This is a genomic window from Phaeobacter sp. PT47_59 (assembly GCF_028890025.1).
Taxonomy (GTDB): domain Bacteria; phylum Pseudomonadota; class Alphaproteobacteria; order Rhodobacterales; family Rhodobacteraceae; genus Phycobacter.
In genome coordinates this window covers 187,407-214,237 of record NZ_JARCJL010000003.1, presented here as the reverse complement: position 1 = coordinate 214,237, position 26,831 = coordinate 187,407, and the positions used below count along the sequence as shown (strand labels likewise).

Sequence of the window (26,831 nt, the reverse complement as noted above, 5' to 3'; positions counted from 1 at the left end):
GGGTTTCGGATGAAACAGCAGCTTGTTTTGTATTTGGATAATTGCGTCTATAGCAAAATGCTGGAGCCAGAGTTTGACTGGCTGCTCAACGCCTTTTTGGCTGGTGACAATAGGGTTGCGTTTTCTGATGTTCACCTCGAAGAGATGCAGGATAACAGCGCCAACTACGCCCGTCTCTTACAACGGTTGGATGCCCTATTCATCCGAAACCCAGGCGCGCTTCATGGGGAATACCATCCCATTTGCTCCTTCGATGAATGTGATATTGAGCGACGGTTCATCGAACACGCTGATTTTAGAACCGCAAATCAGGCCTTCTGCGCGATGCTGGCACCAATGCAGCATTTGCTAGGGGGCCAAAAGGACGCCTCAATTTCGGAGATTTTGGAAGACACAAACTCCGAGGTTTCTGGTTTGTTGTCTCAGCTAGTAGGCGATCATGTAGATAAAAGTAGCCGCTCTGCGGTGCGGGAGAAAATCAAGGCCGTCCTTGCGGATTCGAGCAAAAAACTAGCTTCAATAGATGCAGAGGAAAGCCGATTGTTAGTGGAGACCCAGTTCCAAGGTGCCAGACATGGCGATCCGATGAGGGACATGGATCCTACAGAAAAAGTCGCCCATCTTTTCTCAACTCTCGACGAGGAGAGCCGCGATGAAATTGAAGAAAAGTACCCTCTCCATTTTGCCACGAAAAGACCGTTGGCTAGCGGTGAGTTGACGGTTTTCTCTTTTCTACTTTTTACTTTGGGTTTGACCAAGCGAAAGGGCAAATTCTCTGGTACTCGCCAACTTCAAAAGTTCGCCGCAGAGTTCAAAGATGCAATGCACATTGAAGACGCTTCCCGTTGCGATTGCTTTTTCACCTTTGACGAAGACGCAAGTCGCCTTGCTGCATCAACACTTTCCTATGCTGGTTTCCCAACTCAGGTGGTTCACCTTGCGCGGCGGTAGCCAAGCATCGTGATACTTCTGCACGCTACCCCACACCATGCCGCCGCCGCACACTACCAGGCCGTCCCGGCAACGAAAGCCGCGCATCTCCACGGGCGCTGCGGGCGATCACTTTGCCCTTGGACACCACCGCCAGACGGGTTGGGCGCAGGCGGACGGCTTCGGTCGGGGTGCTGGCGTCCAGAACCACCAGGGAGGCATCGTTGCCGACCTTCAACCCGTACCCCTCTAGCCCCATGATCTGGGCGTTGACCTCGGTCACCATGGTGAAGCAGCGGGCCATCTCGTCGGGGTGGCTCATCTGCGCCACGTGCAGCCCCATGAAGGCCACGTCCAACATGTCTGCGGTGCCAAGGGAATACCAGGGATCCAGCACGCAGTCCTGCCCCCAGCCGACCGGGATGCCAAGGGCCTGCATTTCCTTCACGCGGGTGAGCCCTCGGCGTTTGGGGAAGGTGTCGTGCCGCCCCTGCAGCATGATGTTGATCAAGGGGTTGGGGATGGCGGAAACCCCGGCCTCGGCCATCAGCGGCAAGAGCTTTGAGACATAGTAATTGTCCATCGAATGCATCGAGGTCAGGTGACTGCCCGCGACGCGCCCCTGCAGGCCCAGCCGCTGGGTTTCATAGGCCAGCGTCTCGATATGGCGGGACAGGGGATCGTCGCTTTCGTCGCAGTGGATATCGACCATCAGCCCCCGCGCGGCGGCGATTTCGCAGAGGTCGCGCATCGAGGTGGCACCGTCCTGCATGGTGCGCTCGAAATGGGGGATGCCGCCGACCACATCGACCCCCATATCCAGCGCGCGGATCACGTTCTCGCGGCCCGTCTTGCTGCGGTACAGCCCGTCCTGCGGGAAGGCGACCAGCTGCAGGTCGATATACTCTTTGACCTTTTCCTTCACCTCCAGCATGGCGGTAACGGTGTTGAGGTGATCGGGCGTGGTGTCCACATGGGAGCGGATCGCCAGCGTCCCCATGGAGGCGGCCCAGTCGCAATAGGTCAGCGCGCGCTCCACCATTTCCTCGACCGTGGCAATGTCGCGCAGCTCTCCCCAGAGGGAGATCCCTTCCAGAAGCGTGCCCGAGGCGTTGAGCCGGGGAATGCCGTAGGACAGCGTCGCATCCAGGTGGAAATGCGGATCTACGAAGGGCGGGGAGACCAGATCTCCGCTGGCGTCGATCACTTCGCCCGCTTCGGCGGTAAGCTGCGCCTCGATCGCGGTGATCTTGCCGCCCGTAATACCGATATCGGCCACCATTCCATCGGGCAGGGTGCCGCCCTTGACGATCAGGTCGAACATCATCTTTCCCCCTTGTTGAAGGGCACCATCAGGGCCGCCGGGATCTCGGCGCGGCGGGACATCACCACCAGCGCCAGAATGGACAGGATATAGGGCATCATCAGGAAGACCTGATAGGGCACCACGGCGCCGATGCCGGTTTGTTGCAGGCGTATCTGTAGGGCGTCGAAGGCGGCAAACAGCACCGCGCCCAGCACCGCCTTGCCTGGTTTCCAGGCGCCAAAGACGACCAGCGCAATGCAGATCCAGCCGCGCCCGTTGACCATGTCGAAGAAGAAACTGTCAAAGGCCGAGAGCGTCAGAAAGGCGCCGCCCACCGCCATGAAGCCCGAGCCGACCACAACCGCGCCCATGCGGATCGCGGTGACCGACAGCCCTTGGGCGGCGACGGCCTGCGGGTTTTCCCCGGCGGCGCGCACCGCAAGGCCCAGGGGCGTTCGGTAGAGCACCAGCGCCGTCAGCCCTGCCAGAATGAACGCAGCATAGGTGAGCGGTGTTTGCGAGAACAGCGCAGGGCCGACCAGCGGCAGATCAGACAAGAGCGGGATTTCATAGGGCTGGAAGGCGGTGATCTTGGGCGGGGACGAAACCTCGGGGAGGACCACGCGATAGGTGTAGAAGGTGAGCGAAGTCGCCAGTAGCGTCAGGCCAACCCCCACCACATGTTGCGACAGGCCAAAGGGCACGGAAAACACCGAATGCACCAGTCCCAGCATCATCCCCGTCAGCAGCGCCACGGCAACCCCGCCCCAAAGCGGCAGCCCGCCCCAGACCGCGATCCAGCCGGCAAAGGCGCCCGCGACCATGATGCCCTCGATGCCGAGGTTCAGAACGCCCGCGCGTTCGCAGATCAGCTCTCCGATGGTGGCGAAGATCAGGGGCGAGGCGATGCGGATGGCGGCGGCCCAGAAACTGGCGGACAGCAGGATGTCGATCAGCTCCATATCAGTCCCTCCGCACGCGGAATTTGGTGAGAAGGATTGCCAGCACCATGAACAACAGGGCCGAGGCGAGCATGATATCGGCGAGATAGCTCGGCACACCCGCCGCGCGGCTCATGCTGTCGGCGCCCACAAAGATGGCGGCCACGAACAGCGCCGCGACAACCACGCCCAGGGGGTGCAAGAGCGCGAGCATGGCAACCACGATGCCGGTGTAGCCAAAGCCGGGGCTGAGATCGAGGGTGAGGGAGCCTTTGAGGCCCGAGACCTCGGAAAACCCCGCAAGGCCCGCAAGCCCCCCGGACAAAAGCGCGGTTTTCAGGATGACTTTGGTCACGGGAATGCCGGCGAATGCGGCCGCCTCGGCGTTCTGGCCGACGGCGCGCATTTCATAGCCGAGCGTGGTGCGGGCGTTGATCACCCAGACCGCGATGGCGGCGATCAGCGCCAGGGCAAAGCCCCAGTGCAGGCGCAGCCCCTCGACAATGCGGGGCAGGCGGGCCTCAGGGATCAGTCGCGCGGATTTAGGCCAGCCCATGCCCATCGGGTCTTTCAGCGGCCCTTCGAGCAGGTAACTGACAAAGAGCAGAAAGATGAAGTTGAACAGCAGCGTGGTCACCACCTCGTCAACGCCCAGCCGGGTCTTGAGCAGGGCAGGCCCCAGCAGGATCAGCGCACCCGCCAGCATGGCGGCGATGGCGCAAAGTGCCAGCATCAGCGGCGCGGGCAGGGACAAGGCACCGGTGCCCAGAACCACGGTGATCACCGCGCCTGCGTATAGCTGAGCCTCGGCGCCGATGTTCCAGAGCTTGGCGCGAAAGGCCACCGCGATGGCCAGCCCGGTAAAGATCAAGGGCGTTGCGCTGTTGAGCGTCTCCAATATGGCGAATTTCGACCCGAAGGCGCCTTTCAGGATCAGGCCGAAGACCGCGAATGGATTGCCGCCCGCAATCATCGCCAAAAGCGCCGCCACCACAAAGGTCGCGCCAATCGCCAGCGCAGGCGGCAGGATGCGCCGCCCGAAGGAGGGCGCTGCTATGGGTTCAAGCCGCATCTGTATGCCCCTTCTCAAAACCCTCGCCCGCCATCCAGCGGCCCAGATCCTCGGGGCGCATGGTGCCGCGGGCAAATTCCGGGCTGAGCCGCCCTTCGGAGATCACATGGATCACATCGGACAGGCGCATGATTTCGTCGAGGTCTTCCGAAATCAGCAATACCGCGGCGCCGCGGTCACGGGCCTTGGCCAGTTGTTCATGCACATAGTTGACCGCGCCAATGTCCAGACCGCGCACCGGCTGGTTGGCGAGGATGATGTCCGGTGCCCCCTCCAGCACGCGGCCCAGGATCAGCTTCTGCATATTGCCGCCAGATAGTAGGCGAATGCGGATATCCGGGCCGGGGCAGCGGATGTCGTAGCCTGCGATCAGTTTCTGGGCGAAGGCGCGCGCGCCGCTCCAGTCAAGCCAGCCGCGCGAGCTGAACCGGGTGGCATAGGTTTCAAGGATGGCGTTTTCGGTGAGGTCGAAATCGGCGATGGTGCCGGTCTTGTGCCGGTCCTCGGGAATGCGGGCCACGCCATTGGCGATGGCGGCGCGGGGCGACCAGCCTTTTGGAGAGGCTCCGTGCAGCTCCATGCTGCCGCTGGCCGGGGCGATGAGGCCCGAGATCAGATCGGACAGCGCCGCCTGCCCGTTGCCGGACACCCCGGCCAGCCCGGTGATCTGACCCGCGCGCAGGTCAAGGCTGACGCGGGCAAGGCCCGGTGCGGATCCTGCCCCCGGCGTGGTCACATCGCGTAAGGTCAAAAGCGGCGCGCCGGGGTTGGCAGGTGCGATGCTGGGTGCGCTCACCTCGGCGCCGACCATAAGCGCGGCCAGTTCCTCGCCATGGGTATCTGTGGTGGCGCGTTCGGCCACAAGGCGGCCGTGGCGCAGCACCAGCACGCGGTCGGAAATCGCCATGACCTCATGCAATTTATGGGAAATGAAGATCACCGACAGCCCCGAGGCAATCGCCTCGCGCAGGGTGGCGAACAGGGCGTCGGCCTCCTGCGGGGTCAGCACCGCGGTGGGTTCGTCCAGGATCAGGATTTTCGCATCCCGGTACAGGGCCTTCAGGATCTCGACCCGCTGGCGTTCCCCCACGGTGAGACGGCCCACCTTGGCGCCGGGGTCGACCTTCAGGTGAAACCGCTCCGACAGGGCACGGATGCGGGCCTTGGCGGCGGCGGGTTTGAGGCTGGCGGTACTGAGCGCATCAACCCCCAGCACGATGTTTTCCCAGACCGTCAGGTTCCCGGCGAGGGTGAAATGCTGGTGCACCATGCCGACGCCAGCGTCCAGCGCGGCGCGCGGATTGCCTGCGGGCAGCGGCTGGCCGAACAGCTCGACCGATCCTTCATCGGCGGTGTACTGGCCGAAAAGGATATTCATCAGCGTGGTCTTGCCCGCGCCGTTTTCCCCTAATAGAGCGATCACCTCGCCCCGGTGTAGGGCAAAGCTGACGTCTTCATTGGCGGTGACGGGGCCGAACCGTTTGGTGATGCCGTCAAGGCGCAGGACAACCTGCGCCTTTTCTTTTTGTGTCATGAACGCGCAGCCCGGATCACGAGGATTTGGGTTCGTCGTCGTTGATCGCAACGGTGTAGGAACCATCCTTGATCGCGGCGGTGCGGGCGGCGACCAGATCCAGCGCCTCTTGCGGGATCTTGCCTTCGAAGGTGCCATAGGGTGCCAGCGAGCAGCCGCCTTCCTTCATGAAGGAATAGGTCCCGTAATCGGCGGCGCTGAAAGAGCCCGCCTTGACCGCTGCAATGGCCGCATCCAGCGTCGGCTCGAAATGCCAGATCGCCGAGGCCACCACGGTTTCGGGGTAATCGGCCTGGGTGTCGATCACGTTGCCGATCGCCAAAATACCCTTTTCCTTGGCCGCATCCGAGACGCCAAAGCGTTCGGCATAAAGGATATCGGCGCCGTTCTCGATCATGGCGAAGGCGGTTTCTTTTGCTTTTGGCGGATCGAACCAGGAACCGATGAAGGAGACCTGGAACTTCATTTCCGGGTTCATCTCGCGCGCACCGGCCATGAAGGCGTGCATCAGGCGGTTCACCTCGGGGATCGGGAAGCCGCCGACCATGCCGATATTGCCGGATTTCGACATGGCGCCCGCGATGATACCCGACAGGTAGGCCGCATCCTGGATGTAGTTGTCAAAGACCGAGAGGTTCGGGATCGCAGCGTCTTCCTTGAAGGAGGAGCCCATCAGGAAGGCCACATCCGGGTAGTCGGCCATGACCTCGCGCGCCTCGGCCTCGACGCCGAAGATCTCACCGATGATCATCTGGTAGCCCTGTTCGGCATATTCGCGCATGACGCGGGAATAGTCCGAGTTCGAGGTGTTCTCGGAATAGGTATAGCTGATGTCGCCGCGGTTCTGTGCGGCCAGCGCGGCCACGTGAATGCGGCTGACCCATTGCTGTTCGACCGGTACGGTATAGATGCCCGCAACCTTCAAAGGCTCGGCCGCGAACAGGGTGTTCGGAGTGGCCAATGCGCCCGCAGTCAAGGCAGCAGCGGCGCTGGTGGTCAGGAAGTGGCGACGCGACAGAACGCCCGTGGTTTGATCTTTCATGGAACAATCCCCCTGTTGAAATCAGCCCCTGTTAAATCCGGGACCATTGTCCAATCGGTAAAAATCTTAGCCCGCGCAGACAAGCGGGCCGCCGTTGGAAGCTTATTCTTTGAAGCCTGCGCTCAAATTATGGGCGTTTGCAAGAATTTTCGCCACTTTGCGCGCCGCTGAGCGGATGGGGGAAGGGCGTTGGCTTAGGGGATATGCCGCGCCCCGGATCCGGGGCGCGGCCTTGGAGGGCAGAGCCGTATCTAGGCGTCTTGCCCGTCGAAGACACCGGCATAGGCGATGCGCAGATCGCGTTTCAGGATCTTGCCGCTGGCGTTCTTGGGCAGGGCCTCGGTCAGGGCGATATGCTTGGGGCTTTTGAAGTGGGACAGCGTTTCGCGGCAATAGTCCATCAGCGCCTCGATGGTGACCTCCTCGCCCGGTTTCGCCACGACAATAGCGGTCACCGCCTCGATCCACTTGGGGTGGGGCACGCCGAAGACGGCGACCTCGGCCACGGCGGGATGGCGGAAGATGGCTTCCTCCACCTCGCGGCTGGCCACGTTTTCGCCGCCTGTCTTGATCATGTCCTTCTTGCGGTCGACGACATAGAGATAGCCGTCCTCGTCAAACCGCCCCAGATCGCCCGAGTGGAACCAGCCGCCCTCAAACGCTTCCGCCGTCTTGGCGGGATCCTTGTAGTAACCCAGGATCAGATGCGGGCTGCGGTGCACGATCTCGCCCACCTCGCCCACGGGCAGGTCGTTGCCCGCATCATCCACCACGCGGGTTTCCACATTGAGCGCGGGCCGCCCGGCAGAGCCGAGCTTGCTCAGCTGTTCATGGGGCAGGAGGATGGTGGCGACGGGGGCCATTTCCGTCTGGCCGTAGAAGTTGAACAGGCGCAGGTTCGGCAGGCGCGTGGTCAGTTCCTCGATGATCGCGGTCGGCATGATCGAGGCGCCGTAGTAGCCCTTGCGCAGGGCGCTGAGGTCGGTCTTGTCGAAATCCGGGTGGCGCAGCAGCGCGATCCAGACGGTGGGCGGGCAAAAGAGCTTGGTGACGCCCTCGGCGGCGATGGCTTCCAGCATCTTGCCGGGATCCGCGGCCTCCATCAGGATGCTGGTCGCGCCCAGATACAGGTCCGGCGTCAGGAAGCAGTCGAGCTGCGCACAGTGGAACAGCGGCAGGCAGTGGAGTTCGATGTCGTCGGCGGCCATCTCGCCATCGCTGATGCAGCTGCCGTATTGGGCAAAAAGCGCATCCGAGGACAACAGCGCGCCCTTGGGGCGGGATTCCGTGCCGCTGGTGTACATCATCTGGATCGGATCATCGCCTGCGATCTCGACATAGGGCGCGCTATCGTCGGCGTGGTCGAACAGCGGCTCGGCGGCCTCCCAGCCGGTCGGCAGGCTCTCCATTGCATGAGAGATCGACAGGCGGAACTGCATCGGCTGATCCAGCTGCGCAAGGGCCGCATCAGCGGTGGCGCAAAGGGCGTCCTCGGAAATGATGGCCCGGGCGCCGGAATGATCCAGGATATAGGCGACGTCCTCGGCGCTGAGCATGAAATTGACCGGGGTGGTCACCGCACCGAGCCGCGCCAGCGCCATGCGAAAGACCACGAAGGCGCGGTTGTTATGGGAAAAGAGTGCGATGCGGTCGCCCTTGGTGACGCCGCGTGCGGCCAGCGCATTGGCGCAGCGGTTCACCAGCCGGTCAAGCTCTGCGAAACTGTCGCGCTGGCCGCGAAAGACCAGCGCGGTCTTGTTCGGTGTACGGGCGGCGCTGCGGCGCAAGAGATCGCCCAGCTGCTGGCTGCGCGCGCGGGCGATGGTGGCGGAGAGCTGCGAGTCCTGTGGATCGGCGGGGGCCGGTGTTGTCATGTTTTCCTCCCTGGTTCTGGCGGCGATCCTGCCAACTGCCCAGATTTCGTCAAGCATTATAAGTCTCTATCCCTTTGTCACGCTGCGTGCCGCCCCCGCGCCGCGCTGGATTTCAATTCAGGCTTTGGTTTCAGCTTGAGCCATGTCAAAGTCTCTGCATTGCAGCATGCCTATCCCTTTGGGGCAGAGGTGATTATGAAAGACGTCGTTTTCAAAACCGAAGGTGTCACCAAGGTCTATGACACCGGCACCCAGAAGGTGCATGCGCTTGCCGGGGTGGATCTGGAGCTGTTCACCGGCGAATTGGTGGTGCTGCTGGGGCCATCGGGGAGCGGCAAGTCGACGCTGCTGAACATTCTGGGCGGGCTGGATCATGCCACTGATGGTCGGGTCTGGTTTCGCGACCAGGAGCTAACTCGCATGAATGACCGTGGCCTGACGCGCTATCGGCGCGATCACGTCGGCTTTGTCTTTCAGTTCTACAATCTGGTGCCCAGCCTTACGGCCTGGGAAAACGTGCAGCTGGTGACCGATGTGGCCCGCAACCCGATGCCGCCCGAAGAGGCGCTGAAGGAAGTCGGCCTGGGCGCCCGCATGGATCACTTCCCGGCAGAGATGTCAGGGGGCGAACAGCAGCGCGTCGCCATTGCCCGTGCCATCGCCAAACGCCCCGAGATCCTGTTGTGCGATGAACCGACAGGCGCCTTGGACAGCAAGACCGGCGTTCAGGTGCTGGAGGCGTTGCAGCGCATCAACGAGACCACCGGCACCACCACCGTGGTGATCACCCATAACGCGGCGATCCGGCAGATGGCGCATCGGGTGATCTGGTTCCAGGACGGCAAGATCCGCCTGGTGGAGGAAAACGCCACCCAGCTCGCCCCTGCCGAGATCGAGTGGTAGGGCGATGGAGGCGCTGGATCTCAAGCTCCTGCGCAGTTTCCGCCGCCTCTGGGCGCAGGCCCTGGCGATTGCCCTGGTGCTGGCCTGCGGGGTTGCGATCCTCCTGATGGCTTTTGGCATGCAGCGGGCGCTGAGCGACACCCGCGCGGCCTATTACGAGCGCAACCGTTTCGCCGATGTCTTTGCCAAGGCAACCCGGGTGCCGGATCACGAGATGACCCGGATCCTTGCCATCGACGGAGTGCGCGCCGGCGAAGCACGGGTGGAGCATTACGCGATCCTCGATCTGCCGGGCAAGGTGGAGACGGTGACGGGCTTGGTGCTGTCCTTGCCTGTGAATGGCGGGCCGGTGTTGAATGTGCCGCTGCTGCGCTCCGGGCGCCTGCCTGAGGCCGATGCCTCGGATGAGGTGGTGGTGAACGAACCCTTTGCAGAGGCGAACGGGCTGAAACCCGGTGATCGCTTCAGCGCGAATCTGGATGGCAACCGGCGCGAGCTGCGCATCACCGGCACGGTGCTGTCGCCCGAATTCATCTACACGCTTGGCCCCGGCGCACTGATGCCGGACAATGAAACCTTCGGGATCCTCTGGCTGCCCGATCGCGTGGCCGAGGCGGCCTTTGACATGCAGGGCGCCTTCAACAGCGTTTCGGTGAAACTGGACCCCGCGACCCGTGAAGAAGAGGTGATCGACCGGATCGACGATATCCTGGCGCCCTATGGGGGGCTTGGGGCGCATGGGCGCGATCTGCAGCTCTCGGACAGTTTCATCGATGCGGAACTCAAGCAGTTGAAGAATACCGCCCTGATCCTGCCGCCGATCTTCTTTGGAATCACGGCCTTTCTTGTGAACATGGTGATCGGCCGCATCATCCTGCTGGAACGCAGCGAGATCGGCCTGCTGAAGGCGCTGGGCTATTCCAATGCCGAGGTCTGCCTGCATTACCTGATGCTGGCGGGGCTGATCGCCGGTCTCGGCATCCTGATCGGCTGGGCGACAGGCAGCTGGCTGGCGCGTTCGCTGGCTGAGCTTTACGCGCAGTTCTTCGAGTTTCCCTATCTGATCTTCCGCACGCCGCTGGATGCCTATGGGCTGTCGGGGGTGCTGGCGCTGCTGACCGCGGGCCTGGGGGCCGCGCAAAGCGCGCTGCATGTGGCGCGGCTGGCCCCGGCGGTGGCGATGTCACCGCCCGCACCGCCCCGGTTCAAGCGCAATGTCTTTGATCGGCTGCTGACCCGTCTGCGCCCGTCGCAGGCGGTGATGATGATCCTGCGCAGCCTGGTGCGCTGGCCGATCCGTTCGGCTCTCAGCATTCTGGGCCTGTCGCTGGCGGTCTCGGTCCTGGTGGCCTCGGGGTTCATCGAAGGGGCGCTGGATGAGATCATGGAGACCTCCTTCTACCAGGCCAACCGGCAGGATGCGGCGCTGATCTTCTCGCCGGAAATACCCGAAACCGCCCTGGCCGATGTGGCGAACCTGCCCGGCGTGGTCAGGGCCGAGGGGCAGTTCTACCAGGCGGCGGTGCTGCGCAATGGCCATCTGAGCAAGGATCTGTCGATCGAGGCCCGCCGCCCCGGCGCCGATCTGGCTCGGATCCTGGATGCGGAGGGGCGCGTGGTGGAGCCGCCCGAAGGCGGGATCCTGTTGTCGGAACGGGTGGCCACCCAGCTGATGGTGCAGCCCGGAGACATGATCGATGTGGAGCTGAAGGGCGGGCGGGCCGAGACCTACAGTGTACGGGTCTCGGGGATCGTGACACAGTATTTCGGCCTGGGCGCCTATATGAACCTCGACAGTCTCAGCGCGTTGTTGCGTCAGGCTCCTCGGGTGAACGTGGCGCATCTGCGGCTGGACCCGAACGCGCTGCCGGAGCTGCACGCGCTGCTGAAGGAGACGCCCTCGCTGAGCGGCCTGTCGATGATGACCGAGATCCGCCAGTCCTTCCGCGACACGATCCGTGAAAACGTGGTCATCATGAGCACGATCTACAGCGTCATCGCGGTGCTGATCACGGTGGGCGTGGCCTATAACGGCGCCCGCATCCAGATGTCCGAGCGTGGGCGCGAGCTGGCCAGCCTGCGCATCCTCGGCTTCACGCGGGGGGAGGTCTCCTTCATCCTGGTGGGGGAAACCATGTTGCTGGCGCTTCTGGCGCAGCCGCTGGGCTGGGTGCTGGGGGCCGGGATCGCCAAGATCCTGGCCGAGACCTCGGCCAGCGATCTTTATTCGATACCTTTGGTGCTGAAACCGGCGGGCTTTGCCACGGCGAGCCTGGTGGTCCTGGGAGCGGCTCTGGTGTCGGTCCTGGTGGTGCGGCGGCGGCTGGACCGGCTGGATCTGGTCCAGGTCATGAAAACGCGGGAGTAGAGAGACGATGCTGAGAACACGCACGGTTGTCATGGCCGGATTGGTCCTTCTGGTGACGGGTACCCTGGGATATGTCGCCCTACGCCCCGAGCCGGTCGCGGTGGATTTGCACGAGATCGCCCGTGGTCCCCTGCAGGTGACGGTCAATGCCGACGGCAAGACCCGGATCCGGGAAATCTACGATGTGTCGGCGCCGATCACCGGTACCGCGCAGCGCGCGCCCGTCCGGGTGGGGGATGTGGTGGTGGGCGGTGAAACCGTGGTCGCGGTGCTGAAGCCTGCGACAGCCAACCTGCTGGATGCGCGCAGCCGCAGCCAGGCCGAGGCCGCCGTGCGCGAGGCCGAAGCGGGGCTTGCGGTGGCACGCAGCCAGATGCGCCAGGCCTCGGAAACGCTGACCCTGTCGGAAAGCGAATTCAATCGCGCCGACACATTGGTGCAGCGCGGCGTGGTTTCCAAGACCCGGCTGGAAGAGCTGGAGCAGAGGCTGCATATCGACCGCGCCGCGATGACGGCGGCGGTTTCGGCGCTGGAGATGGCCAAGGGCACCCTGGATCGCGCCCGCGCCGCGCTGATCGAACCCGGTGCACCCGAGGCGGGCAGCGCCTGCTGCCTGACGGTGACAGCACCGATGTCGGGGCAGGTGCTGACCGTCGATGTCTTGAGCGAACAGACCGTTCTGGCGGGCACGAGGCTGATCTCGCTTGGCGATCCGGGCGATCTGGAGATCGTGGCGGATCTTCTCTCCACCGAAGCGGTGCGGCTGAAGGAAGGGGATCGCGCCATCGTCGAACGCTGGGGCGGCACGCAGGAGCTGGGCGCCCGGGTGCGGCGGATCGAACCGGCCGGCTATACCAAGGTTTCCGCCCTCGGCATCGAGGAGCAGCGGGTGGATGTGATCCTCGATTTCACCTCCCCGCCCGAGGATTACGCTGGGATGGGGGACGGGTTCGCCGTCTTCCTGCGCGTGGTTGAATGGGAAAGCGATGACGTTCTGTCGGTGCCGCTGAGCGCGGTCTTCCGCCGGGGGACCGACTGGGCGGTCTTTGTCGAAGCAGACGGGCTGGCGCAGCGGCGGCGCGTCTCTTTGGGGCGGCGCAACGATCACATGGCCGAGGTGCTGGACGGGCTTGCCCCCGGCGATGCGGTGATCCTGCACCCGTCGGATTTGATCAGCGAAGGCACATTGATCGAGCCGAGGCCCGACGCGCTGTGATCCGCGCCACAGGGGGCGGAGGTCAGCCCTGCGGCAGCCGGTTCTGCGGCACCCGCCGGAAGACCCCGTTGGAGGTCGCGATCAGGGTGCCGTCCTCTGCCTCCAGCCGGGCGGATATGAACAGGGTGCTGCGGCCGCCGCCGGTGATCTGACCGGTCGCCGTCACCCGTCCTGCGGGGGCGGGCGCGATGAACTGGGTGGTCAATGAGATGGTCAGAAAGGGCGCGCGGCCGGTGGGGTCGACGCTCATCGATCCGGTGGCGCCGCTGGCGCTGTCCAGCAGGGTCGTGGCGATACCGCCATGCAGCACCCCGTGACGGTTCAGGTGGCCATCGTTGATATCCAGCCAGCAGCGTGCGCCGCCGTCGCCTGCGCTGTTGCTCACATCCAGCACATAGCCGATCAGCCGCTGCGGGCCGGTTTCTGCGTGGATGATCAGGTCGGGGGCGGACATATGCGGTTCCTTTTGGATGGTCTTCGCGGGGCCTGGCCGGGGCAGGCACAGACGGCGGTCACTATGGCCCCCGATACGAGAGCGATACGGAATTGAAATGCGCGGTTGCTGGCTGTGGCCTGGCTTATCCCCGTTGCACCAGGGCCGGGCTCTTGCCGGTCATCCGCTCGAGGTTGCGCACGGCGGCCTGCAGTTTCGGTCCGACTTCGGCCTCCATCCGCTCCTGGCTCAGCATTTCGGGCGTGGCGCCGCAGGTAAAGACGACGGGTTCGTCGAATTCATGGCTACGGAAGGGAACTGAAACGGCGTTGACCGTGCTGGCATAGCGCAGCCCGTGCCCCGCGATCACGAAGCCGCGCGCCACCAGTTGCGAATAGGCATCCTCGCGCAGGCCGGTGACGGTGACATCGGCTTCCTCCAACGCGTCTCCGTAGGTCTCCAGATAGGCGGCGAATTCCCGGTCGGACTGGGCCGCCAGCTGGGCCTGCCCCGATGACGAATGGGTCAGCGGAATGCGGTGTCCCACCTCCAGCCAGATGGAAGAGGCCTGATGCGGGCGCCAGGTCTTGGTCAGCAGGATCTTCTGCTCGTCCCGCACCCCGATCAGCACCAGGGTGCCGGTCTCATCCGCCAGGGGCTGCATGATATCCGTGGCCGTATCGACAAAAGACACCGAGGCCGAGGCGACATTCCCCAACGCCAGCAGGGCGGGGCCGGGGCGGTAGCGGTCATGCCGGTGCCCGTGCGACAGATATCCCAGCGTCTGCAGCGTGAAGGTCAGCCGCGAGACGGTGGATTTCGGCAGGCCTGTGCGCTCGGACAGTTCCTGGTTGCTGAGCCCATCGTCGCTGGGGCGAAAGGCGCGCAACACGCTCATCCCGCGCGCCAGGGTGGTGGCGAACCGGCGATCGGTCGGGGCTTCCTTGGCCATATCTGTCGTTCCCGTCATGCTTTGGTTCAGACCGGATTACATCATTGAGTTCGGTAGAAGCAATGAAATCGCGGGAAAGACCATCAGAAGGATCAGAACGATCACGTCCACGGACAAAAACCGTGCGATCCCGGCAAAGATCCGGTCGATCGGCGCCTCCTTGCCCACCACATTGGCGATGACAAAGACGTTGAGGCCCACGGGCGGGGTGATCAGGCCGATCTCCAGGAGCTTGATGACCACCACGCCGAACCAGATCAGGTCCAACCCGTAGGTTTCCACCAGCGGCACCATCAGCGGCAGGGTCAGCACCATGATCCCGATGGGATCCAGGAACATGCCCAGAAGCAGGTAGATCAGCGCAATCGACAGCATCAGCCAGAACACCGAGAGCTCGGCTGCGGTGACCACATCGACAATGGCGGGGGCCACGCCGGTCAGGGCCACGAAGGCGACAAAGATCTTGGCCCCGGCCGCGATGAAGAAGATCGAGGCGGTCTGCAGGCAGGTCTCGCGGAAGGCTTCCCAGATCGAGGTGAGCGTCAGCTTGCGCTGAGCGATACCGATCAGCACGGCAGCGCTGAGGCAGACGGCAGCGGCCTCGGTCGCGGTGAAGATGCCGCCGTAGATGCCGCCGATGATCACCAGGAACAAGACCAGCGCGGGCCAGGCCAGAAGGGCGGCACGGAAGCGCTCGCCGTAGGTGATTTCGCTCGTGTCAACGGGGGCCGAGGCGGGGTCGCGCTTGACCCAGAGATAGATCACCAGAACGAAGCCCGCCAGCGTCAGCAGCCCCGGCAGGATGCCCGCCACGAAGAGCTTGTTGATCGAGGTTTCGGTGAAGATGCCGTAGATGATGAAGAGAACGCTGGGCGGGATCAGCGATCCCAGCGTGCCGCCGGCGGCGACCGAAGCGGTGGCCAGGCGGTTGTCATAGCCCATGCGCAGCATTTCCGGCGTGCAGATCCGCCCCATCGTCGAGGCGCAGGCGATCGACGATCCGGTGATGGCGGAAAAGCCGCCACAGCCCATGACCGAGGCCATGGCAACGCCGCCGGGCACAGCCGACAGCCAGACCCGCGCCGCGTGGTAGATCCGGGTGGTGATGTCAGCCTTGTAGGCCACATGCCCCAGCGCGATGAACAGCGGGATCATCGACAGGTCATAGGAATGGATAAGGTCGAAGGAGTTGGAGAAGACCATCGACGTGGTGGCCTTGATCGCGCGTTCCGGCATGAAGGTGCCGGTGCGGAAGGCGAAGATGCAGAAGGTGCCCACGGCGGCAACGCCTGCAAGGGTGAAACTGATCGGCACCCGCAGTGCCAGCAGGATCAGAACGGCGGCAAAGGCAATCAGCCCGATTGTTGAGGCGTCCATCAGTCCAAACCCTCTGCATGTGTGTCGACAAAGTTGAAATCACCTGTGCGGATCGCGCGTATATCCTGCACCACCAGCACCAGAAGGCGCAGCCAGCACAGCGAGATCCCAAGCAGGAAGACGAGGCGTCCGGGCCATTTCGGCAGCTCCAGATCGCCATAGAAGAACCCGCCCGAGGTGAAGGTATGCGCGAACTCGCGCCCGCCTGCGTAGATCAGCGGCATCAGCGCAAACAGCCCCACAAGCGAACCGAACACCGCCAGCCAGGCCTGTGCCCGATGAGGCAGTTTGGCGGCAATGAACTCGACCGCCACATGGCTGCGCGCCAGCGTCGCCGCGGCGAGCGGCAGAACGATGGCGGCGACCATCAACTCGCGCACGATGATGATCGTGTCGGGCAGGGCAAAGTTGAACAGGGCGCGCGAGACAACGCTGGCCGTGATCAACAGACCCAGGGCGATGACGGCAGCCACCGCGAGGTTCAATAGGAAGCTTTCCAGCGCTTTCAGCATTGGCGTCTCTTATCTGTCAGGCAGTTGGGAAAAGAACAGGGGCGGCACACGGCCAGCCCCTGCAAGGATAGGCCCCCCGAGGTGGACAGGCCACCGAGACTGAGGAGGGGGGACCTAAGACCTGTTTCAGCGCGCCCAGGGGTAGCCCTTGCTGTCACGCTCTTCGGTGTATTTGGCGATCAGGCCGCGGTATTCCGCCAGGAGGGCGGCGCCATCCATGCCCGCAGCGTTCATCTGCTCGACCCAGGCGTCGATGTATTTGCCGCCTGCGGCCACCAGCTGAGCGCGCTCTTCCTCGGGCAGGGTGATGACCTCGATGCCCTTTTCCTTCATGGTCTCGATTGCGGCATCGTTCGCGGTGGTGATCAGGCGGCCGAATTCATCCGCCATGCCACGGCCGGAGTCCAGCAGCACCTGCTGCTGTTCACCCGACAGGCTGTCGAACACATCCTTGTTCATCAGGATGCCGACGGCTCCGACCTGGCCCCAGTTCAGCAGCGTGTAGTTCTCCATCACCTCCTGCTGCTTCAGCGCGGTCACCGCGTAGGAATAGCCCTGCGAACAGTCCAGAAGGCCGGTGTCCAGACCCTGGTAGGCCTTGTAGATGCTCATGTTGACCATGTTGCCGCCGAGTTCGCCGAACACCTTGCCATAGGCGCCGGTGCCGCGGATCTTGCGGTCCTTGATGTCCGCGACCGAGCGGATCGCGTCACCGGTGCAGCCGATATGCACGGCCGAGGTGGTGAAGGTGCCGATGTAAACCAGGTTCTTCTTGGCCAGATCCTCGGCGATGACCGGGGAAGAGCGCATCAGCTCGTCCGTGGCGCGCATGCCGACCCAGGCGTCGGGGTTGTCGAGCGGCAGATCCGCGATGCCGTAGGACTGCATCTCCTGCGGGTAATAGACCGCGATCACAGTGCCGAGGTCCGCAACGCCGTCGCCGATGGATTGCACCGCGGCATTGGCCTTGAACAGGGCGCCGCCCCATTGCACATCGATCTTCAGGTCGCCGCCCGAGGATTCGCCAACCTTGTCGGCAAACCACTGCAGCGCTGAGGCGCGGGCGCCGCGATTCGGACCGGCCTCACCGTGGATCAGCGTGGTTTCTGCCGAGGCCACACCGGCAAAGGCCATCAGGGCCGCAGGCAGAAGGGCGGATTTCAGGCGCGATTTAAAAGGGGTCTTCATGATGGTCTCCTCCCAGAGATATTCCACTATGCAGAATTAAGTTCCGACAATGGAAATTCATGGCGGATCGACGGGAGAAAGGCAACAGGATTTTTGAGCCCCTTCGCAAAGGACGTAACGCAAGGGAAACGCGCTGCGATGCGGCATTGTCGTGATGGGCGTATCAGAGGTTGAAAAGCGGTCCTGGCGATGGATCCGTACTGATCGATGGATCAGGCCAGGAAATCGCGGGCGCGGGCGTTTCTCAGGGTGTCCTGCGGGCTGCAGCCGTAGCGGGATTTGTAATACTGGGAAAACCGGCCCAGGTGGGTCATCCCCCAGCGTTCGGCAATTTCGGTGACGCTGTCATCGCGGCGGCCCTGGAGCAGATCCTCATGCGCCCGTTGCAGGCGGGTGGCGCGCAGATAGGCCATGGGCGCGGTGGACAGGAAGCGTTTGAACCCCATCTGCAGGTTGCGCGCGCTGACCCCGGCATAGGCGGCGATCTCGTCAATCTCCAGGGGACGGTCCAGGTTGGCCAGCATATAGGCCTGGGCCCGGCGCACATGGCCGGGAATCACGGAGGAGGTCACCCGCCGCAACTGGTCTGAGTAATTGTGCCGGTGCGCCTCCAGAAGCCCGGTCATGACCGGGCTTTCCATGTAATGGGTCAACAGCGGACTGTTGCTGGCGGCAACGGGGCTGTGGGCGTTTTCCGCATCGGCCACCAGCATGTGCACCAGCCGCAACAGCCGCGCGCCGGCCCCATGAGACAGATCCAACGCCCCGTCGAATGTGATGGGGTGATCGGTGCTGAGGCCAAGGTTGGCATTGGCATGGGCATGCAGCGCCCGGCGGCTGATCTGCAGCAGCAGCTGCCTGCAGCTTTCCTCCCAGATCATCGTGGTTTCCCGATGTGGATTCAGCACCGCCGCGCGGCGCGTATCGCTGGTGTAGCTGTCGGCGCCGTTGATGATGGCGGCACTGCCGCTGAGCGGGATCTGCACCAGGTAGAACTGATCAAGGCGTCCCGGCGCGATCTGCGTCTTGGCGCCATATTCGATGTAGTTGAGCGACACCCGCTCGCCCGGAACGTGGTGGTGGCGGGCGGCAAAGGGCGCCTTGCCGATGGTATGCAGCTCATGGGGACAGAAAATGCGGCCGACGGCCTCGCGAGCCTCGTCCAGATCTTGCGTGCGGAACCGTGCAAACCGCGCCAGCGGTGCTGCCGGTCCCCGGTCCGCCTTATGCTGCGTGTCCTGCGGGGCTGGCATCTGTCGTCCTGTTGAACCTGGCCGACCATAGCATGAGACCACCCCGGCACATAGCGCGGCGTCGTTTCCTTCGTTTTTTGGATAATGGCTGCGCCCAACGGATAGCCCGGCGGCGATTGGGCGGGAAATCCTGTCTCCCACAACAATGCAAGAACCACAACAGCACGACAGGGATATGACAGATGAAGGGATTGGACGGCAAGGTTGCCATCATTCCGGGCGGCGCCACCAAGATCGGCGCGGCCATCGCACAGGCGTTTCGCGCCGCCGGAACAAAAGTGATGATCGCGGACATCAACGAGGAGGCAGGTCAGGCTCTGGTCGCCGAGGGCATTGCCTTTTGCAAGACCAACCTGCGTGAAGATGCCGATATCGAAGCCTTGGTCAAAGCCACCAAGGAGCAGTTCGGGCGTATCGATTTCCTGGTGAACGTGGCCTGCTCCTATCTGGACAACGGGGCGGAGTCGACGCGGGCCGAGTGGCTGGAAAGCCTGGATGTGAACATTGTCGGATCGGTCCTGCTGATGCAGGCCGCGCGCGAAGAACTGGCCAGGACCAAGGGCGCCATCGTCAATTTCGGCTCCATCTCGGCGCGCGTCGCGCAGAAGGGGCGCTGGCTTTACCCGGTGTCCAAGGCGGCGATCCTGCAGCTGACGCGCAACCAGGCGATGGATCTGGCCCCCGATGGCATCCGCGTCAACGCAGTCAGCCCCGGCTGGACCTGGTCCAACATCATGGACGAACTCACCGGTGGCGACCGGGCAAAGACCGACGACGTCGCCAAGCCGTTTCACCTGCTGGGGCGCACCGGCAACCCGGAAGAGGTCGCCAATACGGTGCTGTTCCTCTGCTCGGACGAGGCGGGTTTCATCACCGGCACCGATATCCGCGTGGACGGCGGCTATACCGCCATGGGGCCCGAACGCGACGAGGAAGCCATCGCCCAGCTGATGGCCTGAACCGCGCAAAGACAAAAAGACAGGGAATAACGACAATGAGAAAGATCACCATCATCGGCGGCGGCCAGTCGGGCCTGCAACTGGGCCTTGGCCTGCTGAAAAAGGGCTACAAGGTGCGTATCGTGCAGAACCGCACGGGCGAGGACATCAAGGCCGGCCGGGTCATGTCCAGCCAATGCATGTTCGGCGAATCGGTGCAGAACGAGCGCGATCTCGGCATCGAATTCTGGACCGAGGATCAGTGCCCGCCGGTCGAAGGCATCTCCTTTGCCGTGCCGCACCCGGAACAGGCAGGTGCCAAGGCGATTGACTGGACGGGGAAACTGGACCGCTTTGCCTATTCGGTGGACCAGCGGGTCAAGATGCCGGTCTGGCTGGATGAATTCGAACGCCTTGGCGGCCAGTTGGTCATCAAGGAGGCCGGGATCAGCGATCTGGAGCTTTACGCCCGCGAGGATGACCTGGTGCTGGTCGCCTCGGGCAAGGGCGAGGTCGGGCGTCTGTTCGAACGCGACGCCGAGAAATCCCCCTATGACGCGCCGATGCGGGCGCTGGCGCTGACCTACGTCAAGGGCATGACCCCGCGCGAAGATCATTCTGCCGTCTGCTTCAACCTGATCCCCGGCGTGGGCGAATACTTCGTCTTCCCGGCGCTGACCACCACCGGCCCTTGCGAGATCATGGTGTTCGAGGGTGTACCGGGTGGCCCGATGGATTGCTGGGGTGATGTGAAATCCCCCGAGCAGCATCTGGCGAAATCAAAGGAGATCCTCTCGACCTTCCTGCCCTGGGAGGCAGAGCGCTGCAGCGATATCGAACTGACCGATGACAACGGCATCCTTGCCGGTCGCTTCCCGCCGACGGTGCGCAAACCGGTGGCAACGCTGCCCTCGGGCGCCAAGGTGCTGGGCATCGGCGATGCGGTCTGTCTCAACGATCCGATCACCGGGCAGGGATCCAACAATGCCTCCAAGGCGGCGAAGGTCTATATGGACCGGATCCTGGCGCGGGACGATCTGCCCTTTGACGAGGCCTGGATGCAGGGCACCTTCAATGCCTATTGGGACTATGCGCAATGGGTGGTGAACTGGACCAACATGATGCTCTTGCCGCCGCCGCCACATGTGCTGAACATCATGGGCACCGCCTGTGGCGAACAGCGTCTGGCCGACCGGATCACCAACGGGTTCGACGATCCGCGTGATTTCTTCCCATGGTTTGCCGATCCGCAGGCGGCCGAGGCCTATCTTGCCGAACTCCAGGCGGCCTGAGGCATGAGCATGAGCGTCGATCAAGCCAGCTTCCGCTCGGCCATGGCGCGGTTTCCGGGGGCGGTGACGGTGATCACCGCCCTGTCGGGACCGGAAGCGGGGGCAGAGCGGCGCGGCATCACCGCCACCGCCGTCTGCTCGGTCTCGGCCGATCCGCCCAGCCTGCTGGTCTGCGTCAACCGCGCCACCGGCACCCGCGCCGCGATCCACGAGACGGGCCGTTTCAACGTCAACCTTCTGGCCAAGCCGGACGGTCTCTTGGCGATGCAATTTGCAGGCCAGGGCGGCGTGACCGGAGAGGAGAAATTCGCATGGGGAGATTGGAGCTGCGATGCCCGCGGCCTGCCGCGGCTGGCTTCGGCGCTGTTGTGCTTTTCCTGCGATGTGAGCGAGGCGACCGAGGCGGGCAGCCACACGGTCTTCATCGGGCGGATCACGGACATCGCGCAGGGCGAAGGCGAGCCGCTGCTCTATGAACGGTCCGGCTTCCAGTGTCTTGCCCCGATCTGAAACCCCGGCGGATCGGGAGGATCCGCCGAGACTGGCGTATTAGTTCAAAACCGCGTTGGTCACCGTCAGCGAGTTTCCGATCGCCGCGGCGGTGACTGCGGCGGCGTTGGTGACCTGGCCGCTGACAGAGGCGGTGATCGCGCCGGTGTTGAGCTGCCCCATAGCCGAATGGACGCCGGTTGCACCGCTGAGGTTGAGGCTGGCCGAGTTGCCGATAGCGGCCACTGTCACGGTGGCATCGGTGACCGATCCGCTGAGCGTGGCCAGGGTCGCGCCAAGGTTCGCTTGCTGCACGGCGGTCCCCAGGTCCGACGTCAGCGAGTTGGCGATGGCGGCCACTGTCACGGCCGAGTTCACGGCGTCACTGGCGGTGATCGTCGCCTCTTCGGAGATCTCGGCAGTGACATCGCCAAGGTTCAGCTGGCCGTTGAGAGCCATGGTCTGGGAGACAGCCGTTTCAACGCTGAGGTTGATGTCGCTCAGAACGCCATTGCCGTTCCCGTTTCCATTGCCGTTTCCGTTGTTGTCGGCCAGGGCCGGGGCCGCCAGGCAGGTCAGAGCCGCGCCGGTGATCAGTTTCATCTTCATCGGGTTTTCCACTCGTTCAAAGGGTTTGGGGTTGGGATGCCGGGGTCTCCAGGTCCAACACGCAGACCTCCGGATCAATCTGCAGATGGGTGCGTGTCAGGTCCGCGACGGCCTTTTCGATCATCGCCCGAACCGCCATCTGCATCGGTTCCAGCGCCCGTTCGGAAACGGAGAGATCGAAAAGGTGATCGCCGAAGAATTCAAAGACCCCGGCGCGTACTTCGCGGCCGATGATCTGTTTCTGGTAGCTGACCACATCGACCACCCTCAGGCTTTGGGTCTCTACCAGCCGCAGGTCGATCGCCACGTTCATCACGTAGACCTGCGAACCGAAGCCGCCATTGCCTGCCAGGAGATCGACCGCGCTGGAGCCGATATTGTAGTTCAGCTCGGTAATACCGCCGAGCAGCACCAGGTCACTGCCGAGGACGCTGGCGGGCCGGATGTCGCGCACGGCGCCATCGTCTTCGATAAGGTTGTTGTTGGCCAGCTTCAGCTCATCCGTGGCCACGGCGGTGTCCAGCCGCTCCACCAGCGGCAGCCCGATCCGGTCCAGCGCCGAGATCGCCATCAGCGATGCCCCCTGCGTGACCCGCCGCCCGCCAAGGTTGTCGGAATACTTGCCGGTATAGTCGGTGATGGCGCCAACCGCGATCCGGGGCGCGGTTTTCCTCTCCACATGATCGGAAAGGCAGGTCAAGGCCTTGCTATAGGGTGTTTCATTGCCGATCACCGGAGCCGTTCCGATGGGGGTGACGTATTGGCCCTGCGCATCCGGGCGCATTGTCACCGAACAGGCGCTGAGCACCAGGAACACAGGCCCGAACAGCGCGGATATGCGCGACCGGCTACTCAAGGTTCAGCCTGCCATTGAGACTGTCTGCGGCGATCAGGGCGCCGGAGTTCGTCTGCTCTGCGTTCAGGATGATGGTATTGCCCGATCCGCTTTGCACGATCGAGATCGTATTGGCGATTGCCCCGATCGAGCGGCTTTGCGCTGCGGCGCCAAGCGCGCTGCCGGTCGAGATGATCCGGTTGAAATTCGCATCGCGCTGCGGCGTGATCGGGATTTCGAAGAGCGTGCCGCCATCATCGGCGCGGGCCGGGGAGGCCCCCGCCACGGCGATGACCCCAAGGATCACCGCTGCAGGTAGTCTGCAACAGAGGTTTGCGGTTTGGCTGTTCGGCGAAGGCGACCGTCTCATGTCGAAGACCCTTTCTTGTGCCGGGCGCGGGCCGACAGGCTTCGATTTGAGAATAATTTGAAAAGAATTTGCTGTATGTCCCGCCTAGGGTCAGGACCAGCCCCTAAAGGTAGCGGCTCTCCTATTCCATCGGTATCATCTGGCGCAGAAGAACCCCTCAGTTATCCTTAATTGCTGTGAGTCGCAGACGCTGGCGGGCGGGGGGTCAATATCCCCGCGCCCGGTCCACCTCATGCAAGAGCGCCTGTCCGGCCTCAAGGCGGCGCAGATTCTCCACCACATCAGCCAGGGCATCGCCCAGATGCCAGCCCGACACATGCGGCGTGATGGTCACTGAAGGATGGCGCCAGAGGGGATCGTCCTGGGGCAGGGGTTCCGTGCACAGCACATCCAGCACCGCATGGCCGGGCGTGCCGCGATTCAGGGCGGCGATCAGGGCGGCCTCATCAATCAGATCGCCGCGCCCGGCGTTGATCAGCATGGCGCCGGGCTTCATGGCGGCCAGCATCTCGGGGCCCATCAGGCCGCGTGTTTCAGAGGTCGAAGGCAGGATGGCGCAGACATAATCGCATTGGCCCAGCATCCCCGGCAGGGCGTCCGCGCCGTGATGACAGGTGATGCCTTCGATCCCTTTTGCCGAGCGGCTCCAGCCGTGTACCTGAAAGCCGAGGCCTGCCATCAGCCGCGCCGTCAGCCCGCCGATATGACCCAAGCCCAACACGCCCACGGTTGTCATATGGGTGCGTTTCGGGGCCACCGGATCCCAATGGGCCCGGGCCTGCGCCTCGGCGTGGTGCAGGAGATTACGTTGTGCGCGCAGAACATAGGCAAGACAGTATTCCGCGATCTCGCGGGCGGGCTCCTCGGGCTTCAGCCGCGCCACGCGCACATGGGGCGCCACTGTGGGATGATTGACGGTGGTTTCGACGCCCGCACCCAGTTTCTGCACCAGCTTCAGGTTCGGCAGGCGTGCGGCGATATCTGTCTTGAGGGTCGAGACCGCCAGCATGGTGATCTCATCCAGGTTGCCGGGGCTGGATGCGGGGCGGATATCGGCGCCGGGGGCCAGCGCGCGCAGCTCCTCTGCCAGATCCTCTTCGCTGTACCAGCCGCCATGTCCGATGCTGATGAGTAGTGCCATTTTCGATAGTCCCTCGTCTTTGTGCCGTACGGTCAGCCTGTTACGTTCCGTCACAGTGCTGGACAGTCTTCCACGGACTAAGCCATGGTTTCGACCAAAGCGAAAGTCGTGAGGGAGGACGGTCATGGATATGAATTTCGGAATGCGGGAGGAGAACCGCAAGCTGCTTGATCGGGTCGCGGCCATGGTGCGCGACGAGATCATGCCGCTGGAGGCAGAATACCAGGCCGAGATCGGCAAGGGAGACCGCTGGACCTATACCGAACGGCAGGCCGAGATCCTTGAGGGGCTGAAGGCCAAGGCGAAGGCCGCCGGTCTGTGGAACTTCTGGCTGACCGACAGCGACCGGGGCTTTGGCCTTACCACTGTGGAATACGCGCATTTCGCCGAGGAAATGGGCAAGACCCCGCTGGGATCCGAAGTGTTCAACTGTTCGGCACCGGATACCGGCAACATGGAAGTCTTTGAGCGCTACGGCACTGAAGCAATGAAGAAACAGTGGCTGGCGCCGCTGCTTGAGGGCGAGATCCGCTCCGCCTACCTGATGACCGAGCCGGACGTCGCCTCGTCCGATGCAACCAATATCGACATGTCCTGCGTGCGCGATGGCGATGACTACGTGCTGAATGGCGAGAAGTACTGGGCCTCGGGTGCAGGTGATCCGCGCTGCAAGGTCTATATCGTGATGGTGCGCACGGGCGGTGACGATCTGCCCAAACACGGGCGCCATTCGATGATCGTGGTGGCAGCCGACACGCCGGGCATCGAGATCCTGCGCCCGATGGAGGTCTTCGGCCATGACGATGCGCCCCACGGCCACATGCATCTGCGCTTCACCAATGTCCGCGTTCCGGCCGAGAACCTGCTGGTCGGCGAAGGGCGCGGCTTCGAGATCGCGCAGGGGCGTCTTGGGCCGGGCCGCATCCACCACTGCATGCGCTCGATCGGTCAGGCCGAGGCGGCGCTGGAGCTGATGTGCCGCCGCTCGCTCGAGAAAGAAGCCTTTGGCAAGAAACTGGCGCAGCTCGGCGCCAACTACGACATCATCGCCGAATGCCGCATGGAGGTCGAGATGGCCCGGCTTCTGTGCCTCAAGGCCGCCTGGATGATGGATCAGGGTGATGCGCGCGCCGCGGCGCCGCATATCTCGCAGATCAAGGTGGTGGCTCCGCGCGTGGCGCTGAAGGTGCTGGATGAGGCGATGCAGATGTATGGCGGCCAGGGCATTTCCCAGGACACGCCGCTGGCCATGGGCTGGACCTGGCAGCGCGCGCTGCGCTTTGCCGATGGGCCGGATGCGGTGCACCGCCGCCAGGTGGCACGGACCGAGCTGAAGAAATACACGCAGGAAAAGGTCTGATTCCCATGAAGGATGCGCTGTCGGCGGTGCCGTTTTTCTCGCAATCTGCCGATGGCGTGTTTGTTGGAAACGATACCGCCCGCGGCCCCTGGTCTCCGGAGCACTGCCACGCAGGTCCGGTGACCGGACTGGTGGCACGCGCCGCCGAGCGTGAGATCGGGGCAGAGAAGATGCTGGCCCGCCTGACGCTGGATATCCTGCGACCGCTGCCTCTGGCCGGGCTGGTTGTCGCGGCCGAGACCACGCGCCACACACGCACGTTGGCGACCACATCGGTCACGGTGCATGATCTCGACGGCACGCTCTGCGTTCAGGCGACAACGATGCACCTGGTGCGCAAGGACCTGGGCGCGGTGCCAACGGCCCCCGTGACGCCGCTGCGGTTCGAGGAGGCGGTGCCGGGGCAGTTCTTCCCGGACCGTGGGCCGCACCAGAAGCCGTTTTTCGCGGATTTCATAGAGGTCGCCTACCCGCCGGGGTTCTCGGTTGGCGTGGGGCCAAAGACCATGTGGATGCGCGCGCCCCGTCTCTTGGAGGGGGAAGAGCAGTCCCCGGTTCAGTCGATGTGTGCTCTTGCAGATTGCGGCAACGGGATTTCCTGGAACGCACGCCCATCCGAGATGGGCTTCATGAACACGGATCTGACGCTGCACATCCACCGCGCCCCCGAAAGCGACTGGTTGGCGTCGGAGTCGGTGTCGCACTGGCATGGCACCGGGATCGGCATGTCGCAATCGGTGCTGCATGACACCAGGGGTCCGATTGCCACCGCGCTGCAAACATTGGTGCTGCACCCACCGTCCTGAATGGGCCGGGGCTCCCGCCCATTCGCGACATTCTGTTGAATGCCGCTCACGGTTGGGCCTGGCGCCGCTGGCGCGGCGCGGGGGGCTGGG

General features: G+C 63.6%; 25 protein-coding genes. 9 read left to right on the top strand and 16 right to left on the bottom strand.

Translation table 11 applies throughout. From position 1 onward, the window contains the following. The first annotated feature begins 9 nt into the window (after positions 1-9). A complete protein-coding gene (locus PXK01_RS04310) occupies positions 10-951 on the top strand; it encodes a hypothetical protein (protein WP_274859013.1) in 942 nt (313 codons plus the stop codon). 25 nt (positions 952-976) lie between these two features. Here PXK01_RS04310 and PXK01_RS04305 read toward each other — a convergent pair whose 3' ends face one another. The 6 genes from PXK01_RS04305 to PXK01_RS04280 form a co-directional block, all read right to left on the bottom strand. Then, positions 977-2,254 (bottom strand): amidohydrolase family protein, encoded by a 1,278-nt coding sequence (locus PXK01_RS04305; protein ID WP_274859056.1) that lies wholly within the window; start codon positions 2,252-2,254, stop codon positions 977-979. Then, a complete protein-coding gene (locus PXK01_RS04300; RefSeq protein ID WP_274859012.1) occupies positions 2,254-3,198 on the bottom strand; it encodes an ABC transporter permease in 945 nt (314 codons plus the stop codon). Before PXK01_RS04300 ends, PXK01_RS04305 begins: the two co-directional genes overlap by 1 nt. 1 nt (position 3,199) lies before the next feature. Then, on the bottom strand, positions 3,200-4,249 hold the full coding sequence (locus tag PXK01_RS04295) for an ABC transporter permease (protein ID WP_274859011.1): 1,050 nt from the start codon (positions 4,247-4,249) through the stop codon (positions 3,200-3,202). Then, positions 4,239-5,783, bottom strand: a complete 1,545-nt coding sequence (locus PXK01_RS04290; RefSeq protein WP_274859010.1) for an ABC transporter ATP-binding protein — start codon at positions 5,781-5,783, stop codon at positions 4,239-4,241. Before PXK01_RS04290 ends, PXK01_RS04295 begins: the two co-directional genes overlap by 11 nt. Before the next feature lie 16 nt (positions 5,784-5,799). Further along, positions 5,800-6,825 carry a BMP family protein gene (locus PXK01_RS04285; protein WP_274859009.1) on the bottom strand — a complete coding sequence of 342 codons (1,026 nt, stop codon included), beginning with the start codon at positions 6,823-6,825 and terminating at the stop codon, positions 5,800-5,802. A gap of 251 nt (positions 6,826-7,076) precedes the next feature. Then, the gene (locus PXK01_RS04280; RefSeq protein ID WP_274847452.1) at positions 7,077-8,699 is read right to left on the bottom strand and encodes an acyl-CoA synthetase; all 1,623 of its coding nucleotides are present in this window, start codon (positions 8,697-8,699) and stop codon (positions 7,077-7,079) included. A 195-nt stretch (positions 8,700-8,894) separates the two neighbouring features. Here PXK01_RS04280 and PXK01_RS04275 point away from each other — a divergent pair, with 195 nt between their 5' ends. Genes PXK01_RS04275 through PXK01_RS04265 form a run of 3 tightly spaced genes read left to right on the top strand, consistent with a single transcriptional unit; the run spans position 8,895 to position 13,186 of the window. Continuing rightward, positions 8,895-9,602, top strand: a complete 708-nt coding sequence (locus PXK01_RS04275) for an ABC transporter ATP-binding protein (protein ID WP_274847453.1) — start codon at positions 8,895-8,897, stop codon at positions 9,600-9,602. 4 nt (positions 9,603-9,606) lie between these two features. Beyond that, the gene (locus PXK01_RS04270; RefSeq protein WP_274847454.1) at positions 9,607-11,970 is read left to right on the top strand and encodes an ABC transporter permease; all 2,364 of its coding nucleotides are present in this window, start codon (positions 9,607-9,609) and stop codon (positions 11,968-11,970) included. Positions 11,971-11,977: 7 nt separating this feature from the next. Next, a complete protein-coding gene (locus PXK01_RS04265) occupies positions 11,978-13,186 on the top strand; it encodes an efflux RND transporter periplasmic adaptor subunit (RefSeq protein WP_274859008.1) in 1,209 nt (402 codons plus the stop codon). Positions 13,187-13,208: 22 nt separating this feature from the next. Here PXK01_RS04265 and PXK01_RS04260 read toward each other — a convergent pair whose 3' ends face one another. The 6 genes from PXK01_RS04260 to PXK01_RS04235 form a co-directional block, all read right to left on the bottom strand. Continuing rightward, entirely contained in the window at positions 13,209-13,640 is a 432-nt protein-coding gene (locus PXK01_RS04260; RefSeq protein WP_274859007.1) for a PaaI family thioesterase, read from the bottom strand. A gap of 124 nt (positions 13,641-13,764) precedes the next feature. Next, on the bottom strand, positions 13,765-14,589 hold the full coding sequence (locus tag PXK01_RS04255) for an IclR family transcriptional regulator (protein WP_274847457.1): 825 nt from the start codon (positions 14,587-14,589) through the stop codon (positions 13,765-13,767). Positions 14,590-14,607: 18 nt separating this feature from the next. Continuing rightward, the gene (locus PXK01_RS04250) at positions 14,608-15,948 is read right to left on the bottom strand and encodes a TRAP transporter large permease (protein ID WP_274859006.1); all 1,341 of its coding nucleotides are present in this window, start codon (positions 15,946-15,948) and stop codon (positions 14,608-14,610) included. Continuing rightward, positions 15,948-16,460: a TRAP transporter small permease gene (locus PXK01_RS04245; RefSeq protein ID WP_274847459.1), complete on the bottom strand. Its 513-nt coding sequence runs from the start codon at positions 16,458-16,460 to the stop codon at positions 15,948-15,950. Before PXK01_RS04245 ends, PXK01_RS04250 begins: the two co-directional genes overlap by 1 nt. A 126-nt stretch (positions 16,461-16,586) precedes the next feature. Continuing rightward, on the bottom strand, positions 16,587-17,648 hold the full coding sequence (locus PXK01_RS04240) for a C4-dicarboxylate TRAP transporter substrate-binding protein (RefSeq protein ID WP_274859005.1): 1,062 nt from the start codon (positions 17,646-17,648) through the stop codon (positions 16,587-16,589). 212 nt (positions 17,649-17,860) lie between these two features. Continuing rightward, complete coding sequence (locus PXK01_RS04235) at positions 17,861-18,901, bottom strand: AraC family transcriptional regulator (RefSeq protein ID WP_274859004.1); 1,041 nt, start codon at positions 18,899-18,901, stop codon at positions 17,861-17,863. Between the two features lie 182 nt (positions 18,902-19,083). On the opposite strand from PXK01_RS04235, the gene PXK01_RS04230 reads away from it, so the two are divergent. From PXK01_RS04230 to PXK01_RS04220, 3 genes are read left to right on the top strand one after another with little or no spacing between them, the layout of a single operon-like run. After that, positions 19,084-19,860 carry an SDR family oxidoreductase gene (locus PXK01_RS04230; protein ID WP_274859002.1) on the top strand — a complete coding sequence of 259 codons (777 nt, stop codon included), beginning with the start codon at positions 19,084-19,086 and terminating at the stop codon, positions 19,858-19,860. Positions 19,861-19,895: 35 nt separating this feature from the next. Beyond that, positions 19,896-21,131 (top strand): styrene monooxygenase/indole monooxygenase family protein, encoded by a 1,236-nt coding sequence (locus PXK01_RS04225; protein WP_274859001.1) that lies wholly within the window; start codon positions 19,896-19,898, stop codon positions 21,129-21,131. A gap of 9 nt (positions 21,132-21,140) precedes the next feature. Then, complete coding sequence (locus PXK01_RS04220) at positions 21,141-21,641, top strand: flavin reductase family protein (protein WP_274858999.1); 501 nt, start codon at positions 21,141-21,143, stop codon at positions 21,639-21,641. A gap of 39 nt (positions 21,642-21,680) precedes the next feature. Here the strand turns inward: PXK01_RS04220 and PXK01_RS04215 are convergent, their stop codons facing one another. The 4 genes from PXK01_RS04215 to PXK01_RS04200 form a co-directional block, all read right to left on the bottom strand. Continuing rightward, entirely contained in the window at positions 21,681-22,229 is a 549-nt protein-coding gene (locus PXK01_RS04215; protein WP_274858998.1) for a hypothetical protein, read from the bottom strand. 16 nt (positions 22,230-22,245) lie between these two features. After that, positions 22,246-23,085 carry a holdfast anchoring protein HfaB gene (gene hfaB, locus PXK01_RS04210; RefSeq protein ID WP_274858997.1) on the bottom strand — a complete coding sequence of 280 codons (840 nt, stop codon included), beginning with the start codon at positions 23,083-23,085 and terminating at the stop codon, positions 22,246-22,248. Continuing rightward, entirely contained in the window at positions 23,078-23,434 is a 357-nt protein-coding gene (locus PXK01_RS04205; protein ID WP_274858996.1) for a hypothetical protein, read from the bottom strand. The genes hfaB and PXK01_RS04205 overlap by 8 nt, the downstream gene beginning before the upstream one ends. 205 nt (positions 23,435-23,639) lie before the next feature. After that, a complete protein-coding gene (locus tag PXK01_RS04200) occupies positions 23,640-24,575 on the bottom strand; it encodes a 2-hydroxyacid dehydrogenase (RefSeq protein ID WP_274858995.1) in 936 nt (311 codons plus the stop codon). Positions 24,576-24,699: 124 nt separating this feature from the next. On the opposite strand from PXK01_RS04200, the gene PXK01_RS04195 reads away from it, so the two are divergent. Beyond that, positions 24,700-25,935 carry an acyl-CoA dehydrogenase family protein gene (locus PXK01_RS04195; RefSeq protein ID WP_274858994.1) on the top strand — a complete coding sequence of 412 codons (1,236 nt, stop codon included), beginning with the start codon at positions 24,700-24,702 and terminating at the stop codon, positions 25,933-25,935. 5 nt (positions 25,936-25,940) lie between these two features. Continuing rightward, positions 25,941-26,741 carry a thioesterase family protein gene (locus PXK01_RS04190; RefSeq protein ID WP_274858993.1) on the top strand — a complete coding sequence of 267 codons (801 nt, stop codon included), beginning with the start codon at positions 25,941-25,943 and terminating at the stop codon, positions 26,739-26,741. Positions 26,742-26,831 lie beyond the last annotated feature (90 nt).

Bases quoted from the DNA above. Each gene is read 5' to 3' on its own strand.
- PXK01_RS04300 (WP_274859012.1), bottom strand. From the start codon at position 3,198: ATGGAGCTGATCGACATCCTGCTGTCCGCCAGTTTCTGGGCCGCCGCC.
- PXK01_RS04200 (WP_274858995.1), bottom strand. From the start codon at position 24,575: ATGGCACTACTCATCAGCATCGGACATGGCGGCTGGTACAGCGAAGAG.
- PXK01_RS04235 (WP_274859004.1), bottom strand. From the start codon at position 18,901: ATGCCAGCCCCGCAGGACACGCAGCATAAGGCGGACCGGGGACCGGCA.
- PXK01_RS04250 (WP_274859006.1), bottom strand. From the start codon at position 15,948: ATGGACGCCTCAACAATCGGGCTGATTGCCTTTGCCGCCGTTCTGATC.
- PXK01_RS04215 (WP_274858998.1), bottom strand. From the start codon at position 22,229: ATGAAGATGAAACTGATCACCGGCGCGGCTCTGACCTGCCTGGCGGCC.
- PXK01_RS04260 (WP_274859007.1), bottom strand. From the start codon at position 13,640: ATGTCCGCCCCCGACCTGATCATCCACGCAGAAACCGGCCCGCAGCGG.
- PXK01_RS04285 (WP_274859009.1), bottom strand. From the start codon at position 6,825: ATGAAAGATCAAACCACGGGCGTTCTGTCGCGTCGCCACTTCCTGACC.
- PXK01_RS04220 (WP_274858999.1), top strand. From the start codon at position 21,141: ATGAGCGTCGATCAAGCCAGCTTCCGCTCGGCCATGGCGCGGTTTCCG.
- PXK01_RS04255 (WP_274847457.1), bottom strand. From the start codon at position 14,589: ATGACGGGAACGACAGATATGGCCAAGGAAGCCCCGACCGATCGCCGG.
- PXK01_RS04275 (WP_274847453.1), top strand. From the start codon at position 8,895: ATGAAAGACGTCGTTTTCAAAACCGAAGGTGTCACCAAGGTCTATGAC.
- PXK01_RS04240 (WP_274859005.1), bottom strand. From the start codon at position 17,648: ATGAAGACCCCTTTTAAATCGCGCCTGAAATCCGCCCTTCTGCCTGCG.
- PXK01_RS04190 (WP_274858993.1), top strand. From the start codon at position 25,941: ATGAAGGATGCGCTGTCGGCGGTGCCGTTTTTCTCGCAATCTGCCGAT.
- PXK01_RS04195 (WP_274858994.1), top strand. From the start codon at position 24,700: ATGGATATGAATTTCGGAATGCGGGAGGAGAACCGCAAGCTGCTTGAT.
- PXK01_RS04310 (WP_274859013.1), top strand. From the start codon at position 10: ATGAAACAGCAGCTTGTTTTGTATTTGGATAATTGCGTCTATAGCAAA.
- PXK01_RS04230 (WP_274859002.1), top strand. From the start codon at position 19,084: ATGAAGGGATTGGACGGCAAGGTTGCCATCATTCCGGGCGGCGCCACC.
- PXK01_RS04205 (WP_274858996.1), bottom strand. From the start codon at position 23,434: ATGAGACGGTCGCCTTCGCCGAACAGCCAAACCGCAAACCTCTGTTGC.
- PXK01_RS04265 (WP_274859008.1), top strand. From the start codon at position 11,978: ATGCTGAGAACACGCACGGTTGTCATGGCCGGATTGGTCCTTCTGGTG.
- PXK01_RS04245 (WP_274847459.1), bottom strand. From the start codon at position 16,460: ATGCTGAAAGCGCTGGAAAGCTTCCTATTGAACCTCGCGGTGGCTGCC.
- PXK01_RS04270 (WP_274847454.1), top strand. From the start codon at position 9,607: ATGGAGGCGCTGGATCTCAAGCTCCTGCGCAGTTTCCGCCGCCTCTGG.
- PXK01_RS04280 (WP_274847452.1), bottom strand. From the start codon at position 8,699: ATGACAACACCGGCCCCCGCCGATCCACAGGACTCGCAGCTCTCCGCC.
- PXK01_RS04305 (WP_274859056.1), bottom strand. From the start codon at position 2,254: ATGTTCGACCTGATCGTCAAGGGCGGCACCCTGCCCGATGGAATGGTG.
- PXK01_RS04225 (WP_274859001.1), top strand. From the start codon at position 19,896: ATGAGAAAGATCACCATCATCGGCGGCGGCCAGTCGGGCCTGCAACTG.
- PXK01_RS04295 (WP_274859011.1), bottom strand. From the start codon at position 4,249: ATGCGGCTTGAACCCATAGCAGCGCCCTCCTTCGGGCGGCGCATCCTG.
- PXK01_RS04290 (WP_274859010.1), bottom strand. From the start codon at position 5,783: ATGACACAAAAAGAAAAGGCGCAGGTTGTCCTGCGCCTTGACGGCATC.